This is a genomic window from Pseudoalteromonas shioyasakiensis (genome assembly GCF_022398475.1).
Taxonomy (GTDB): Bacteria; Pseudomonadota; Gammaproteobacteria; order Enterobacterales; family Alteromonadaceae; genus Pseudoalteromonas.
On sequence record NZ_JAKEVM010000001.1, the window covers coordinates 69,107 to 85,404 of the forward strand.

General features: G+C 43.7%; 14 protein-coding genes. All 14 read left to right on the forward strand.

Going from position 1 to position 16,298, the window contains the following annotated elements:
• The first annotated feature begins 27 nt into the window (after positions 1–27).
• Genes rsmH through ftsZ form a run of 14 tightly spaced genes read left to right on the forward strand, consistent with a single transcriptional unit; the run spans position 28 to position 16,253 of the window.
• The gene (gene rsmH / locus L1D51_RS00365; protein ID WP_239962020.1) at positions 28–963 is read left to right on the forward strand and encodes a 16S rRNA (cytosine(1402)-N(4))-methyltransferase RsmH; all 936 of its coding nucleotides are present in this window, start codon (positions 28–30) and stop codon (positions 961–963) included.
• The gene (gene ftsL, locus L1D51_RS00370; protein WP_239962029.1) at positions 963–1,289 is read left to right on the forward strand and encodes a cell division protein FtsL; all 327 of its coding nucleotides are present in this window, start codon (positions 963–965) and stop codon (positions 1,287–1,289) included. Before rsmH ends, ftsL begins: the two co-directional genes overlap by 1 nt.
• Positions 1,286–3,103, forward strand: a complete 1,818-nt coding sequence (locus L1D51_RS00375) for a penicillin-binding transpeptidase domain-containing protein (protein ID WP_063527969.1) — start codon at positions 1,286–1,288, stop codon at positions 3,101–3,103. Before ftsL ends, L1D51_RS00375 begins: the two co-directional genes overlap by 4 nt.
• Complete coding sequence (gene murE, locus L1D51_RS00380) at positions 3,096–4,574, forward strand: UDP-N-acetylmuramoyl-L-alanyl-D-glutamate--2,6-diaminopimelate ligase (RefSeq protein WP_239962031.1); 1,479 nt, start codon at positions 3,096–3,098, stop codon at positions 4,572–4,574. Before L1D51_RS00375 ends, murE begins: the two co-directional genes overlap by 8 nt.
• Positions 4,571–5,959 carry a UDP-N-acetylmuramoyl-tripeptide--D-alanyl-D-alanine ligase gene (locus L1D51_RS00385; protein ID WP_055199207.1) on the forward strand — a complete coding sequence of 463 codons (1,389 nt, stop codon included), beginning with the start codon at positions 4,571–4,573 and terminating at the stop codon, positions 5,957–5,959. The genes murE and L1D51_RS00385 overlap by 4 nt, the downstream gene beginning before the upstream one ends.
• A complete protein-coding gene (mraY, locus tag L1D51_RS00390) occupies positions 5,953–7,035 on the forward strand; it encodes a phospho-N-acetylmuramoyl-pentapeptide-transferase (RefSeq protein WP_054561052.1) in 1,083 nt (360 codons plus the stop codon). Before L1D51_RS00385 ends, mraY begins: the two co-directional genes overlap by 7 nt.
• Complete coding sequence (gene murD, locus L1D51_RS00395) at positions 7,036–8,361, forward strand: UDP-N-acetylmuramoyl-L-alanine--D-glutamate ligase (RefSeq protein WP_239962039.1); 1,326 nt, start codon at positions 7,036–7,038, stop codon at positions 8,359–8,361.
• Positions 8,358–9,533, forward strand: a complete 1,176-nt coding sequence (gene ftsW / locus L1D51_RS00400; RefSeq protein WP_054561050.1) for a cell division protein FtsW — start codon at positions 8,358–8,360, stop codon at positions 9,531–9,533. Before murD ends, ftsW begins: the two co-directional genes overlap by 4 nt.
• The gene (murG, locus tag L1D51_RS00405) at positions 9,530–10,603 is read left to right on the forward strand and encodes an undecaprenyldiphospho-muramoylpentapeptide beta-N-acetylglucosaminyltransferase (RefSeq protein WP_239962041.1); all 1,074 of its coding nucleotides are present in this window, start codon (positions 9,530–9,532) and stop codon (positions 10,601–10,603) included. Before ftsW ends, murG begins: the two co-directional genes overlap by 4 nt.
• Before the next feature lie 17 nt (positions 10,604–10,620).
• Entirely contained in the window at positions 10,621–12,057 is a 1,437-nt protein-coding gene (gene murC, locus L1D51_RS00410; protein ID WP_275669095.1) for a UDP-N-acetylmuramate--L-alanine ligase, read from the forward strand.
• The gene (locus L1D51_RS00415) at positions 12,054–12,974 is read left to right on the forward strand and encodes a D-alanine--D-alanine ligase (protein ID WP_054561047.1); all 921 of its coding nucleotides are present in this window, start codon (positions 12,054–12,056) and stop codon (positions 12,972–12,974) included. The genes murC and L1D51_RS00415 overlap by 4 nt, the downstream gene beginning before the upstream one ends.
• Before the next feature lies 1 nt (position 12,975).
• Positions 12,976–13,755, forward strand: coding sequence for a cell division protein FtsQ/DivIB (locus L1D51_RS00420; protein ID WP_054561046.1), 780 nt, complete (start codon positions 12,976–12,978; stop codon positions 13,753–13,755).
• On the forward strand, positions 13,752–14,984 hold the full coding sequence (gene ftsA / locus L1D51_RS00425; RefSeq protein WP_054552726.1) for a cell division protein FtsA: 1,233 nt from the start codon (positions 13,752–13,754) through the stop codon (positions 14,982–14,984). Before L1D51_RS00420 ends, ftsA begins: the two co-directional genes overlap by 4 nt.
• 21 nt (positions 14,985–15,005) lie before the next feature.
• On the forward strand, positions 15,006–16,253 hold the full coding sequence (gene ftsZ / locus L1D51_RS00430) for a cell division protein FtsZ (protein WP_054561045.1): 1,248 nt from the start codon (positions 15,006–15,008) through the stop codon (positions 16,251–16,253).
• Positions 16,254–16,298: the final 45 nt, after the last annotated feature.

Sequence of the window (16,298 nt, forward strand, 5' to 3'; positions counted from 1 at the left end):
CAATAATAAAAAGGCAAAAACTAGCTAATGACAGCGCAATTTGAACATGTCTCTGTACTGATGGACGAAACCATAGATGCTTTGGATATTAAACCCGAAGGCATTTACATGGATGGCACATTTGGTCGCGGTGGGCACTCTGGACAAATTCTTGCGCGTTTAAGTGAGCAAGGTCGTTTACAAGCAATTGACCAAGATCCACAAGCTATTAAAGCCGCCGAAAAGTTTGCTGATGATGCACGTTTTTCGATTGCCCACACTCGTTTTTCAAACCTTAAAACAGTTGCCGAAGATAACGATTTAATCGGTAAAGTAGACGGTATTTTGTTAGATATCGGTGTTTCTTCGCCACAGCTTGATGATGCTGAACGCGGTTTTAGCTTTATGAAAGATGGCCCGCTTGATATGCGCATGGACCCAACCAGTGGTCGCAGTGCTGCACAATGGCTAGCTGAAGCTGAACTTGAAGATATTACCCATGTGATTAAAACCTACGGCGAAGAAAAGTTTGGTCGCCGTATCGCTCATAAAATAATTGAAACACGTGAGCACACTGCTATCACAAGCACAAAGCAGCTTGCTGAGTTAGTCGATGAAGCGGTGCCAGTGAAAGATAAACACAAACACCCAGCTACACGTACATTCCAAGCGATCCGTATTTATATCAACAGTGAACTTGAAGAAATTCAAACTGCACTGCAAGCCGCTGTTGACGTTTTAAAACCAGGTGGGCGTCTAGTCGTTATTTCGTTCCACTCGTTAGAAGATCGCATTGTTAAGCAGTTTATAAAAAAACAGAGTAAGGGAGAGGCGATACCCAGAGGTCTGCCTTTAACTGATGCACAAATAAATAAAAACCTGACGTTAAAGGCAGTGGGTAAAGCCATTAAGCCGAGTAAGGCGGAAATAGAAGTTAACCCGCGTTCACGTAGTTCTGTATTAAGGGTTGCTCAGAGGTTGTAATGAAAGCTAAAGCGACACATCGCCAACCCAGTTTATTTGTAGAGATTTTTAAAGGCCTAGGAGCTAATAAGCTGACCTTGGCCTTGTTGGTTGTGATCCTTGCTTCGAGCTTGAGTGTGGTTCAAGTGACGCATCTAGCGCGTCAACAATTGATTGAACAAGATAAATTACTGCAAGAGCGCGATGAACTTGATCTTGAGTGGCGTTACTTGCTTGTAGAAGAAGAATTTTATTCGCAGCATGCGCGTATTGAAGAAGTCGCAACCATGCAATTAGAAATGAAACGGCCAACTAGCCAAGACGAACAGGTGGTGGTACTGCAATGAGAAGCAGAGGGAAAAAGCCAACGAATACCTTGATAACATGGCGCTTTTTGCTCGTGTGCTCAGTGGTGTTGCTAGTCTTTATGACGCTGGTTGCGCGTGCCGCTTTTTTACAGGTCATTGAGCCAGATAAAGCGCGTTCAGAAAGTGATAAACGTACTGTGCGAGTTGAAAAACAACATGTGCAGCGAGGCATGATCTTCGATCGTAATGGTAAAGAGTTGGCAGTCAGCGTGCCTGTGGTGAGTGTGTATGCCGATCCTAAAGCACTACATAAATCACTGATCAGTAAGGTACTGCGTCAAGCACGTAAAAATGGTGAAGATCAACAAGCGCTTGCTGAAAACACTGTTGAGTTAGATAAACGTATTGCCGCTTATTACAATAATGATATTCGCTGGCGTGAACTTGCGGATGTATTACGTATTGAACCAAGCAAAATTAACTCTCGTCTTCGTGATAATCCAAAGCGTCGTTTTGTCTACTTAAAACGTCAGGTTACCCCTGCTGTAGCTAACTATATTGGTGATCTTCGTTTACCAGGTATCCACTTACTTGATGAGTCAAAACGTTATTACCCTGCCGGTGAAGTGACAGCTCATGTTATTGGTTTTACTAACATTGATGGTCATGGTATTGAGGGGATCGAAAAGCTTTATGAAAAAGCGTTAACCGGTGTTGAAGGTCAGCGTACTATTCGTAAAGATGCGCAAGGCCGTGAAGTAGAAGTTCTTGATGAGCGCGAGCGTGTAGAGCCAGAGAGTATTCATTTAAGTATCGACCAACGTATTCAAGCAATTGCTTATAAGGCAGTGAAATCAGCGGTGTTATCGTACAAAGCGACCTCAGGTTCAGCCATGGTTGTGGATGTTAAAACCGGTGAAGTGTTGGCTATGGTAAATAGCCCATCGTTTAACCCAAATAACTTATCAGATGCTGCGCCGCATAAGCGTCGTAACCGTGCTATCACCGATTTATTTGAGCCAGGCTCAACTGTTAAGCCGCTAGCCATTTTAGCTGGTTTAGACTACGGCGTAATTCAACCGGATTCAATTGTTGATACTTACCCTGGCTGGATGCGAGTAGGTGGAAGCCTTGTGCAAGATACTCGTAATCATGGTGAGATGACTTTAAGAGAGATCTTAAAATACTCAAGCAATATGGGTGTGACTAAGGTCAGCCAAGAGTTACCAAAAGATTACTTTGTTGGTCTTTATCAAAAAGTTGGTTTTGGCAGCGACAGTGGTACGGGCATGGTTGGTGAAAGCAGTGGTTTATTTTATCCAAATCGCCGCTGGTCTGATCATGAAATTGCCGCACTATCATTTGGTTACAACTTAGCAGTAAGTACCGCACAAATGGCGCGTTTTTATGCCATGTTAGGTTCAGGCGGCGTTATGCGCCCATTGACTGTACTTAAACAAGAGTCGGTACCAGAAGGTGAACGCGTTTTTCAACAAAAAGATGTTGAAGCTGTTGTTCACATGATGGAAAGCGTGTTTGAGAAAGGTGGAACTGCACAAAAAGTTCACGTTGATGGTTATCGTGCTGCAGGTAAAACAGGTACCTCTAAAAAAGCCGCTGTTGGTGGTTACGGTGATGAATACGTTGGTTATTTTGCTGGTATCGCACCTGCAAGCAACCCGCGTTTAGCGGTAGTAGTATTGATTAATGAGCCGGGTGGAGATGTTTATTACGGCGGTGCGACGGCAGGTCCTGCATTTGCAGAGATTGTCTCCAATGCCTTAAGAATTCTAAACGTTGCACCGGACAAAGATGCGGTTGCGTACGTAGAAGGCAAAGATAACGATGCGTGATTTAAAACCGATTCTTAATCATATTGATGTTGAGGCCAATAGTTTAGTGGTCAATCAACTACGTCTTGATAGCCGAGATGTAAAAGCTGGCGATGTGTTTGTTGCCATAAAAGGCCATCAACTCGATGGCGGACAGTTTATTGAAAAAGCCATTGAAAATGGTGCGGTGGCAGTTATTGCTGACCGTTTATGTGAGTTCGAAAGTGAGTTTGAACCACTTTATTTAGTTACCGATTTAGCGAAAAAGCTGCCTGCACTTGCAGCTGCTTTTTACCAGCAACCATCAAAGCAGTTGGATTTAGTGGGTGTGACAGGCACCAATGGCAAGTCAACGACCACAGCGATGATCGCGCATTTAGCACAGCACTGTCATAAACGTGTGGCTGTGATTGGTACGCTCGGTTATGGGCACCCTGATAACCTGACTGAGCTTGCAAACACCACACCATCGAGCGTTGATTTACAGCGTATTTTATCTGAACTTGTAACAGAACAGCATGATGTTGTGGCTATGGAAGTCTCATCTCATGGCTTAGTTCAGCAACGTGTTGATCAGTGTAAATTTAAAGCCGCTGTGTTTACTAACCTTTCGCGTGACCACTTAGATTATCATGGCACGATGGATGCCTACGGTGATGCGAAGTTGATGTTAATGCGTGACCATATGCCTGAGCTTGTGGTGCTTAATCAAGATGATGCGCAAGTTGAAGCATGGTTAGAAAAATACGACTTCAATAACCTAATTTGTTACGGCCATAAAAACCTAACGCCTAAAAATGCGCGTTTTGTTTATTTCAGCGATGTAACATACGATAATGCCGGTATATCGGCGAAGTTCGATACCAGTTGGGGACAGACTGAAGTTAATTGCACCCTGTTTGGCGAGTTCAACTTATATAATTTAGCCGCTGCAATGGCTACTTTATTAGGTATGGGTTACCCACTTGATTTACTTGTTGAAGGGTGTAAATCATTGCAGCCTGTTGCTGGGCGCATGCAGGCATTTAGTGCGCCAGGTCAACCGACTTGTATTGTTGACTATGCCCATACTCCTGATGCGTTAGCACTAGCATTACAAGCATTGCAAAAGCATGTTCCAGGTGGCGTCAGCTGTGTGTTTGGCTGTGGTGGCGACAGAGACAAAGGCAAACGCCCGATGATGGCAAAAGCTGCTGAAGCTAATGCAGACCGTATTATTGTCACCAGCGACAACCCAAGAAGTGAAGACCCTGACGCAATTATTGCTGATGTGATTGCGGGGCTTGAGCAGCCTGAACGCGCACATTGTGAAGCAGACCGCGCGCAGGCTATTAGTTATGCCATTGCGCAAGCAGGTGCTGATGATGTCATTCTAATTGCGGGCAAAGGCCACGAAGACTATCAAATTATTGGCGACCAACGAATCGACTTCTGCGATCGTCAGTATGTACAACAACAATTAAAAGAAAAATCGCAAGGGGCGCAGTTATGATCCCTATGGATTTTGATTGGCTAGCTAAAGTTCTAGCAACCGATTACCAAGGTGGTAATCAAACGGTAAAAAATATCAATACTGATACTCGTACTTTGTGCGATGATGAAGTGTTTTTAGCGCTACAAGGGCCTAATTTTGATGGTCATAAATTTGTTGCGCAAGCAAAAGAAAAAGGCGCGATAGCTGCCATCGTAGCGCGTCCTGTTAATGTCGATATTGTGCAGTTTGTGGTCAGTGATACACGAATTGCGCTTGGCCAAATTGGCGCAGCTGTGATGGCACAGGTTGCACCAAAAACAATTGCTATCACAGGTAGCGTGGGTAAAACGACCGTTAAAGAAATGTGTGCGGCGATTTTATCTGGCCATGGTGAAGTACTGGCAACAAAAGGCAACTTTAATAATGACATTGGTGTACCACTCACGTTATTACGCCTTGAACCACAACACCAATATGCGGTTATTGAATTAGGTGCAAATCACATTGGTGAAATTGCATACACAGTAGCAATGACGAAACCTGATGTTGCTGTGGTATGTAATGTTGCAGCTTCTCACTTAGAAGGCTTTGGCTCACTACAAGGTGTAGCAACGGCCAAAGGCGAAATCTATGACGGCTTAAAGCCTGATGGTGTTGCCGTAGTTAATTGCGACAGTGACTATGCCGATTTTTGGCTTGATAAATTAACTGATCGCAACGTAAAACTTTTTTCTACTAGCAAACAATTAGATTATTGGGCAGAAGATGTGGTGCTTGATGAGCAAGCCCGTGCTTCTTTTGTGCTTTGTAATAAAGATAAAAAAGTACCTGTCACTCTGGCACTACCGGGCAAACATAATATTGCAAATGCATTAATAGCCACCGCGTTAACCACTGAGCTGGGTGTAAGCCTCGAAAGTGTTGCATCAGCGCTGGCAACCATGGGGGAAGTTAAAGGTCGTGTAAACGTCCTTAAAGTGTCAGACACATTGACGGTTATTGATGATACCTACAACGCGAATGTGCAATCGGTTAAAGCGGCAATTGATTTATTAAGTGATATGCCGGGGCGTCGTATTTTTGCGTTAGGTGATATGGGCGAGCTTGGTGAAGAAGCGCGTTTTTATCATCAACAAGTCGGTGAATATGCACAGCAAAAAGGCATTGATGAACTTTATAGCCTAGGTGTACTAAGTAAATCAGCCAGTGATGTATTTGAAAAGCCAAACCGCCACTTCTCAAGCCGTGAACAATTATTACAACAATTACAAAGTGAACTTGCTCAATCGACGCAAAAAACCACAGTTGTTGTAAAAGGTTCGCGCAGTTCTCGTATGGAGCTTGTGGTCACAGATTTAGTAAATAGCCAGCAAAATGGCAACAATGGAGTATCGTCATGTTAGTTTGGCTGGCCGAATATTTAACACAGTATTACAGTGGTTTTAATGTTTTTTCTTACCTAACGCTGCGCGCAATTTTAGGTATTTTAACAGCACTACTTATCTCACTTTATTTTGGCCCTAAGCTAATTCGTGCATTACAAAAAATGCAGATTGGTCAGGTGGTTCGTCACGATGGTCCAGAGTCACACCTATCTAAAAAAGGCACGCCAACTATGGGCGGTATTTTGATTTTAGGGGCGATTTTTACCAGCACATTACTGTGGGCTGACCTTTCAAATAAATATGTTTGGGCAACCTTATTTGTCGTGGGCTCGTTAGGTGTGGTTGGCTTTGTTGATGACTACCGTAAAGTGATCCGCAAAGACCCTAAAGGCTTAATTGCTAAGTGGAAATACTTTTGGCAATCAGTGATTGCGTTAGTGGTTGCCAGTGCGCTTTATTTTACCTCGCAGCAAGGCAGCGAAACCTCATTAGTTGTGCCGTTTTTCAAAGACGTGTTACCACAGCTAGGGTTGTTTTATATCGTGATGACTTACTTTGTGATTGTCGGTACGTCGAACGCGGTAAACCTAACAGATGGCCTTGATGGTTTAGCGATTGTACCAACCATTTTAGTGGCGGCAGCACTTGCCATTATTGCTTATTTAACCGGTAACGTTAATTTCTCAAGCTATCTACATATTCCGCATTTGCCACTCGCCAGTGAGCTTGTGGTTGTGTGTACAGCAATTGTGGGAGCTGGACTTGGCTTCTTATGGTTTAACACCTACCCAGCACAGGTATTTATGGGTGATGTAGGCTCATTAGCACTCGGTGGTGCTTTGGGTATTATTGCGGTGCTGGTTCGCCAAGAACTAGTACTTATCATCATGGGTGGTGTGTTCGTAATGGAAGCATTGTCGGTGATTTTACAAGTGGGCTCTTACAAATTACGTGGCCAACGTATTTTTAGAATGGCGCCTATTCACCACCATTATGAATTAAAGGGTTGGCCTGAGCCGCGCGTAATTGTGCGCTTTTGGATTATTTCAATCGTGCTAGTACTTGCTGGCCTTGCTACATTAAAGATCAGGTAAATGACAGTTATTAACGAGATTAAAAACAAACAAATTTCAGTGCTCGGACTCGGTGTAACCGGTCTGGGCATTGTGCGTTTTTTATTATCTCAGAATATTAAGCCAATTGTTGTTGATAGCCGCACAGCGCCGCCGGGTGCTGATTGGCTAAATGAGCATGCCAGTGAGTTAACGACTCACTTTGGTGATTTAGAACAGGCAGACTTAGCCAGCAATGACATTATTATCATCAGCCCAGGTCTAAGCCTCGCGACACCTGCAGTAGCAAAAGCGATTGATGCTGGTGTTGAAGTGATTGGTGACGTTGAGCTTTTTGCTCGTTTAACTGATAAACCAATTGTTGCGGTGACAGGTTCAAATGGTAAGTCGACTGTAGTTACATTGGCGTTTGAAGTGCTTAAAGCGGCCGGTTATAAAGTTGGCCTTGGTGGCAACATTGGTACTGCGGTACTTGATTTACTATCGCAAGACTATGATGTGTATGTACTTGAACTGTCGAGCTTTCAGCTTGATACCACACACAGCTTAAAAGCAAAAAGTGCCTGTGTATTGAATGTGAGTGAAGATCACCTCGATCGTTATCCAAGCTACCAAGCATACATTGACTCTAAGCAAAGTATTTATAACGGCTCTGAGCTCGCGGTAGTTAATGCCATTGATGTGGCAACTCATACTGCAAAGCAGCCCCAAGTGAGCTTTGCGCTCGCTAATGCAGATTTTGCCTTGGTTGAACATCAAGGTGAGCAATACTTTGCAGCACACGGTAAGCCAGTATTACCAGCAAGCTGCTTAAATGTTGTTGGCTCTCACAATCAACAAAACGCCTTAGCGGTGATGGCATTGCTGAGCCCGTTTGATATTGCTAAAGAGCATTACCAGCAAGCGTTTAGTGCTTTTACTGGGCTTGCACACCGTTGTCAGTTTGTTGCTGAAATTAATGAAGTAAAATACTTTAACGATTCTAAAGCGACCAATGTAGGTGCAACTATCGCTGCGATTGAAAGCTTAGCAGATCAAGCAAAGCAATTAGTTGTTATTGCCGGTGGTGATGCAAAAGGGGCTGATTTAGATGCCTTAAAGCCATACTTAAACAACAAAGTAAAAGCGCTTGTTTGTTTTGGTAAAGATGCTAAAGCGTTAGTGGCTCTAACTGAAAAAGGCCACCTAACCACCAACATGCATGAAGCGGTGCAACTAGCAAAACAGTTAAGCAGCAGTGGCGATATTGTTTTATTAGCACCTGCATGTGCCAGCATTGATATGTATAACAATTATATGCAACGTGGTGATGACTTTGCGCAGTGCGTATTGGCGGAGGCAGTATGATTGCATTTGCTGACATCCGTGAAGCATTAACACCAAAACAATCGCCGCAACTTTATGATGTGCCGTTATTGTATTGCATGTTGATGTTGATTGGCGTTGGCTTTGTGATGGTAACCAGTGCCTCTATGCCAACAGCAGAGCGATTATTTGATAATCCGTATCACATTATCATTCGCCATGGCATGTTCTTAATTATGGGCTTTTTCTTGTTTTGGATTGCCACTAACGTGCCTATGGATTGGTGGAAGCGCAGTAACGCCTATTTATTGTTGCTGGGTTTAGGTTTGCTCGTTTTGGTGCTGATTGTTGGCCGTGAAGTGAACGGTGCAAAGCGTTGGATACCTATTGGCCCGGTGGGCTTTCAGGTCGCTGAAGCCGCCAAGCTGTATTTCTTTAGCTACATTGCTGGTTACTTAGTGCGTAAACGTGAAGAAGTACAAGAGAACTTAAAAGGTTTCTTTAAGCCATTAGCTGTATTTGGTGTGTATGCGTTTTTGATTTTGATGCAACCAGACTTAGGAACTGTAGTTGTACTGTTTGTGACGACAGTTGGTTTGTTGTTTTTAGCGGGTGCTAAGTTATGGCAGTTTTTTGGCCTTATCTTAACGGGTATTGCTGCAGTGGTGGTGCTAATTATCGCTGAGCCATATCGTATGGCTCGTGTCACAGGCTTTTTAGAACCGTGGGAAGATCCATTCGGTAAAGGTTATCAGTTAGTACAATCGCTAATGGCGTACAGCCAAGGTGGTTGGTTTGGTCAAGGCTTAGGCAATAGCGTACAAAAACTGCAATACCTGCCAGAGGCACATAATGACTTTATCTTTGCTGTGATTGGTGAAGAACTCGGCTTTTTTGGCGTATTTAGTATTTTGATTGTACTTGCTGTATTTGTATTCAGAGCCTTGTTAATTGGCCAAAAAGCGCTGCAATGTGGCAAAGAGTACGAAGGCTATTTTGCCTTTGCTATTGGTATCTGGTTTGCGTTTCAAACCATGGTAAATGTGGGGGCAAGTGCCGGTATTTTGCCAACCAAAGGCCTAACACTACCGTTTATTTCGTACGGTGGCTCTAGCTTATTAATTATGACCATAGCAACAGGTGTACTTTTGCGAATAGATTTTGAAACAAAGATGGCGACTAAGCAGGCAACCTCACGTGGAGGTAAGCGATGAGTAAAAAATTACTTGTTGTTGCAGGCGGTACCGGTGGCCATATTTTCCCAGGTATTGCAGTTGCTGACTTTTTAAAACAGCAAGGCTGGCAAGTTAGCTGGATTGGCACGCCTGACAGAATGGAAGCAACGGTAGTACCTAAGCACAACATTGAGATTGATTTTATCAATGTGAAAGGTGTGCGCGGAAATGGAATTAAACGCCTGATTAAGGCACCTTTTATGGTGATGAATGCGGTTTTTCAAGCACGTAAAATTTTAAAAGCTCAAAAGCCAGATGTTGTTCTTGCTATGGGGGGCTATGTGACCGGACCTACTGGCATTGCAGCAAAGAGCTTAGGAATTCCTTTGGTTATTCATGAGCAAAATGCTGTTGCAGGCATGAGTAACCGCTGGCTAGCGAAGTTTGCCAACAAAGTGTTAGCCGCTTTTCCATCGGCTTTTGCAAAAGAACAATGTGAAGTGGTAGGTAACCCAGTCAGAGCAAGTGTCGCTAATGTCACTGCTAAGCAAACAACGACACCGATTAATGTGCTGGTGGTAGGTGGTTCACTCGGAGCACAGGTACTAAATGAGACTTTACCTGCTGTATTCAGTGAACTTTCAGCGCTAACAACGCTTAATATATGGCACCAAACGGGTAAAAATAATGAACCGAATGTGACTGCCAGCTATCAACAGTTAGGATTAACTGAAAATAGTAAAGTCGCTGAATTTATTGATGATATGGATAGTGCATATCAATGGGCCGATTTGGTAATTTGCCGTGCTGGTGCGTTAACGGTGAGTGAGATTGCGGCAGCGGGAAGAATGGCCTTATTTGTGCCTTTTCCGCATGCTGTCGACGACCATCAAACTGCCAATGCAAAGTATTTAGTGACTGAGCAAGCAGCGTTGATTATGCAGCAAAGTGAGTTTAACCAAGCGGCGGTTGTTGAGTTATTAGCGCCTTACGTAAAAGCACCAGAAAAAATTTCAACAATGGCAAGTAAAGCAAAACAGCTTGCTATTTTAGATGCCACAGCCAATGTTGCAAAACGCTGTGAGCAACTAGCAGATAGAAGAGATTAGTAGTGAAAGAAAGCACGATGAAAGAAAACAACACTCGTCCTGCGATGCGTCGTATCGACACTATCCACTTTGTGGGTATAGGTGGCGCAGGCATGGGTGGTATTGCCGAAGTACTTGCTTTTGAAGGCTACCGCATCACAGGTTCAGACATTGCGCACAGTGCGATGACTGAGCGCTTAATTAAAGTGGGTGCAGAAGTATTTATTGGTCATGATGAAAACAATGTAAAAGATGCCAGCGTGGTGGTGGTATCAAGTGCGATTAACGAGCAAAATCCTGAGATTAAAGCAGCAAAAGCGGCGCGTATTCCTATTGTTCGCCGCGCAGAAATGTTGGCTGAATTAATGCGTTTTCGCCACGGTATTGCAGTGGCAGGCACTCATGGTAAAACAACAACCACGAGTTTAATCGCGAGCATTTATGCACAAGCAGGCCTTGATCCAACCTTTATTATTGGTGGCTTGCTAAACAGTGCTGGGAGTAATGCTAAGGTTGGTAAAAGTGACTTTTTAATTGCAGAAGCTGATGAGAGCGATGCGTCATTCTTACATTTACAGCCTATGGTATCTGTGATCACAAATATTGAAGAAGATCACATGGATACGTACGGCGGTAGCTTAGAAAAAATGAAAGACACGTATGTTGATTTCATTCATAACTTACCGTTTTATGGTTTAGCTGTGGTGTGTATTGACTCTGAGGTTGCGGCAGAGCTGATCCCTCGCTTTGGGCGTCCTGTTATTACCTATGGTGAGTCGGCAGAAGCTGATTACCGCATGGTTGATTTTAGCCAAACAGCGAATACTTGTTCATTTAATGTTGTAAATAAGCAAGGTGAAAGCCTAGCAGTTACGCTTAATATGCCGGGTAAGCACAATGCGCTTAACGCGACTGCTGCGATTGCGGTCGCTAAAGATCAAAACATCGCTAACCATGCAATTTTAGAAGCGCTAACAAAATTTGAAGGGGTGGGTCGTCGTTTTCAGCATTACGGAAGCTTTGAAAATGAGCGCGGCAATGTCATGTTAGTTGATGATTATGGTCATCACCCATCAGAAGTTGCGGCGACGATTGCGGCGGTTCGTGAAGGGTGGCCAGATAAACGTTTAGTGATGATTTATCAGCCGCACCGTTATAGTCGAACCCGTGATTTATACGAAGACTTTGTCAAAGTACTGGCTGATGTCGATCAGTTATTACTGCTAGATGTGTATTCAGCGGGTGAAGAGCCAATCGTGGGAGCCGACAGCAAGAGTTTATGTCGTAGTTTACGCCAGCGTGGTAAAGAGCCATTACATGTTGCTAGTAACTCTGAGCTTGCCGGTGTCCTAGCAAATACACTGCAAGATAATGATTTAGTTTTAACACAAGGCGCTGGTAACATAGGCCAGTTAGTGAAAAAGTTAGCAGCAACCGAGTTGTCTATTGAACAACTAAAGCAGGTAAACGTATGAGCCAGTTAAGTGACAAATTTGGCAAAGTAGCGGTACTTTTTGGCGGCACATCTGCCGAAAGAGAAGTATCTCTTAAATCAGGCCAAGCTGTATTGAATGCTTTGCAAAGTGCTGGCGTTGATGCCATTGCTTTTGATCCGAAAGATCAGCCGTTATGGCAATTAAAAGAATTAAACATTGAACGTGTATTCATTGCCCTCCATGGTCGTGGTGGTGAAGATGGTACCATTCAAGGTGCACTTGAGTTTATGGGGATTCCATATACAGGCAGTGATGTTTTAGGTTCTGCGCTTGCGATGGATAAAGTACGTTGTAAGCATTTATTTAAGGCAATGGGGCTCAGCACAGCACCTTATGCTGTTGTTGATAGCCGCCATGAGTTTGATAGCCAAGCGATTATTAATGAATTTGGTAAAGTGATGGTGAAACCGTCACATGAAGGCTCAAGTATTGGTATGGCAGAAGCAAACAGCGCAGAGCAACTTGATGCTGCGCTTAACGCTGCATTTAAGTTTGATAGCCAAGTGCTTGTTGAGCAATGGATCACTGGCCGTGAATTTACTGTTGCTGTACTAGGGCAAGATGTTCAGCCTGTCATTGAGATGACGACGCCAAATGGTTTTTATGACTATCAAGCTAAGTATCAATCGAATACAACTCAGTATCATTGCCCTGCAGATATATCTGTGCAAGAAACTGAATTGTTGCAAGATATGGCATTAAAAGCGTTTGATTTAGTGGGTGCAAGTGGTTGGGGCCGTGTTGATGCGATGCGTGATCAGCAAGGTAACTTTTACTTATTAGAAGTAAATACAGTACCAGGCATGACAGAAAAGTCTTTAGTACCAATGGCAGCAAAAGCTAATGGTGCAAGCTTTGAACAATTAGTTGTTCGCATTTTGGAGCAAACCCTTTAATATGCATCCTTTTTTAGAAAAAGCGCAACAATTAAAACAGCAGCTAAATTGGTCGTTGATTTTTGGTGTGAGCTTTTTTCTAGTAGTGATTTTTGCATTAGTAAAAATCACTACAGGCGTCTCAGATTGGTTGGTAGAGAACAAAGACGCACAAATAAAGCACTTATCAGTACTTGGGCAACCCCAATATACTGATGAGAAAGCAATTATTGGTGCAATAAAAAAAGCCGACTTATCGAGTTTTTTTGAATTAGACGTAAAACATGTGCAACGCTTAGTACAAGGCTTGCCTTGGGTGGCAACGGCATCGGTCAGAAAGCAATGGCCAGATACCTTGCAAGTATACGTTGTTGAGCATCAAGCTGTAGCGCATTGGAACAGTGACTTACTGTTAAACCAAGCTGGCGAAGTGTTCCAAGCAAGTAGTGATAAATTACCTACAAGCTTGCCACAGCTATATGGCCCAGAAGGCAGTGAAATCGAGGCGTGGACTGCTTTTAGTCAATTTCAAGAAATGCTCAAAGTGAATAACTTAGAGCTGACCAGTTTAGCGCTTTCTGAGCGCTTTTCGTGGCAGTTATGGCTTGATAACGGCATTCGCCTGAACTTAGGCCGCAAAGAAAAAGCAAAGCGTGTACAGCGTTTTATTGACGTGTATCCGCGCATGGAACAACGTGCAGATGCACAAATCGATGTTGTTGATTTACGGTATGATACCGGTCTTGCAGTGAGCTGGAAGCCAGTGCAAGAAGAACAATTAGAAAATAAGAGTAAGGCATGACCAAGTCAGCAGAAAGAAACCTAGTGATTGGATTAGACGTTGGCACATCGAAAGTTGTGGCCACCGTTGGTGAAATCACCGCAGATAACAAACTAAGCATTGTGGGTGTTGGCAGCCAAGTATCGCATGGTATGGATAAAGGCGGCGTTAACGACCTTAACCTTGTTTCTGAATCGATTCGTCGAGCTATAGATGAAGCTGAGTTGATGGCTGATTGTCGTATTAGCTCTGTTTATTTAGGTATTTCTGGAAAACATATCCAGTGCCAAAATGAAAGCGGTGTCGTGGCAATTAATAACACGGAAGTGACTGACGAAGATATTGAAAATGTCATTCACATTGCTCGTTCAGTGCCTATTTCGGCAGAACGAAAAATGCTACATGCATTGCCACAAGAATACAGCATCGATATGCAAGAGGGGATTAAAAACCCACTTGGCATGAGCGGTGTGCGTATGGAAGCTCGCGCGCACATCATTACTTGCTCAAACGATATGGCAAAGAATATCGAGAAATGTGTTGAGCGTTGTGGCCTTGAAGTGGATCAGTTGATCTTCACTGCACTGGCATCATGTTATTCAGTACTCACAGATGACGAAAAAGAGCTCGGTGTAGCCGTGTTAGATATCGGTGGTGGCACCATGGATATCACCATTTATATTAATGGTGCGCTTCGTCATTCAGCGGTTATTCCTGTGGCGGGTAACCAAGTGACTGGTGATATTGCAAAAATATTTAGAACACCTATATCACATGCTGAGTCACTCAAAGTACAATATGCGTGTGCGAGTAGCCAAATGGCAAGCAACGAAGACACAATTGAAGTACCGAGTGTTGGTGGCCGACCTGCGCGTATTATGTCGCGCCATACTTTAGCTGAGGTTGTTGAGCCACGTTTTAGAGAATTATTCGAGTTGGCGATGGAAGAAATACGCCGCTCAGGTTTTGAAGACCAAATTGCTGCAGGTCTCGTCATTACTGGCGGAACAGCAAAAATGACAGGTGCAATGGAAGTGGCAGAAGACATTTTCCAAATGCCAGTCAGAATTGGCAAACCAATCGGGATTGTTGGTTTGACAGATTATGTAGATGATCCTTCGTACGCGACCGCGGTTGGTTTGTTACAATACGGCCGTACAATGCAATCGATGAATGCACAAAAGTCGAAAGCTGAAGGTGATAATAATTGGTGGAACCGTATTACTAAGTGGTTCCAAGGTGAGTTTTAAGACTCAAGTCGGAGAGTAAACATGTTTGATATGATGGAACAGCACAGCGAAGAAGCTGTCATTAAAGTAATTGGCGTGGGCGGTGGCGGCGGTAACGCTGTTGAGCACATGGTAAAACAACAAATTGAAGGCGTACGTTTCATTGCTGCGAATACGGATGCACAAGCATTACGTAATTCATCAGCAGATGTAACTGTACAGCTAGGTACACAAATCACCTCTGGTCTAGGTGCGGGTGCTAACCCTGAAGTGGGTCGTAACTCTGCTGAAGAAGACGCTGAGACTATCCGTGCCAGCCTTGAAGGCGCTGATATGGTATTCATCGCAGCAGGTATGGGCGGCGGTACTGGTACAGGTGCTGCGCCAGTGGTTGCTAAAATTGCTAAAGAGTTAGGCATTTTAACGGTTGCTGTTGTAACGCGCCCGTTTGACTTTGAAGGTAAAAAGCGTGCTGCAGCTGCTGAACAAGGCATTAATGAATTGTCAGAAACTGTAGACTCGCTTATTACAATTCCGAACAATAAATTGCTTAAAGTTTTAGGCAAAGGCACTACACTATTAGATGCCTTCGCAAAAGCGAATGACGTGTTATTTGGTGCGGTACAAGGTATTGCAGAGCTAATCACACGTTCAGGTCTAATCAACGTGGATTTCGCCGACGTACGTACTGTTATGTCAGCGATGGGTACTGCGATGATGGGCACAGCATCAGCATCTGGTCCTGACCGTGCGCAAGAAGCAGCTGAAGCGGCTATCTCAAGCCCACTACTTGAAGATGTCGATTTAACAGGTGCTAAAGGTATCCTAGTTAATATCACTGCAGGTATGGATATTGCGATTGAAGAATTTGAAATTGTTGGTAACCACGTTAAAGCACTTGCGTCAGAAAACGCAACAGTGGTTGTAGGTGCGGTAATTGACCCTGAAATGAGCGACGAGTTACGTGTAACGGTTGTTGCAACAGGTTTAGGCGGCGATCGTCGTCCACAGTTTGGTATTGTTGATAATGGCTTTAAGAAAGCATCAGGTTCTGATGTACAAAGCTCAATGAACCAAACAACTAGCAGCATGTATGTACCAAGCTTTGCAAGTCAAGGTAGCAGCGATGATGTAAGCATGTCATCTGCGTCTGAAAAGCAAGAGCCAGTACAACAAAGTACAACGAGCAGCTCAGTATCTAGCAGCACTGAGAGCAGCAAAAAATCTGATAAGTCAGAAGGGGGAGATTATTTCGATATCCCTGCTTTTCTTAGAAAGCAAGCTGACTAAATAGACTTTTACTGGTTATTTTGTTCGATAAATAAACAAATTGGC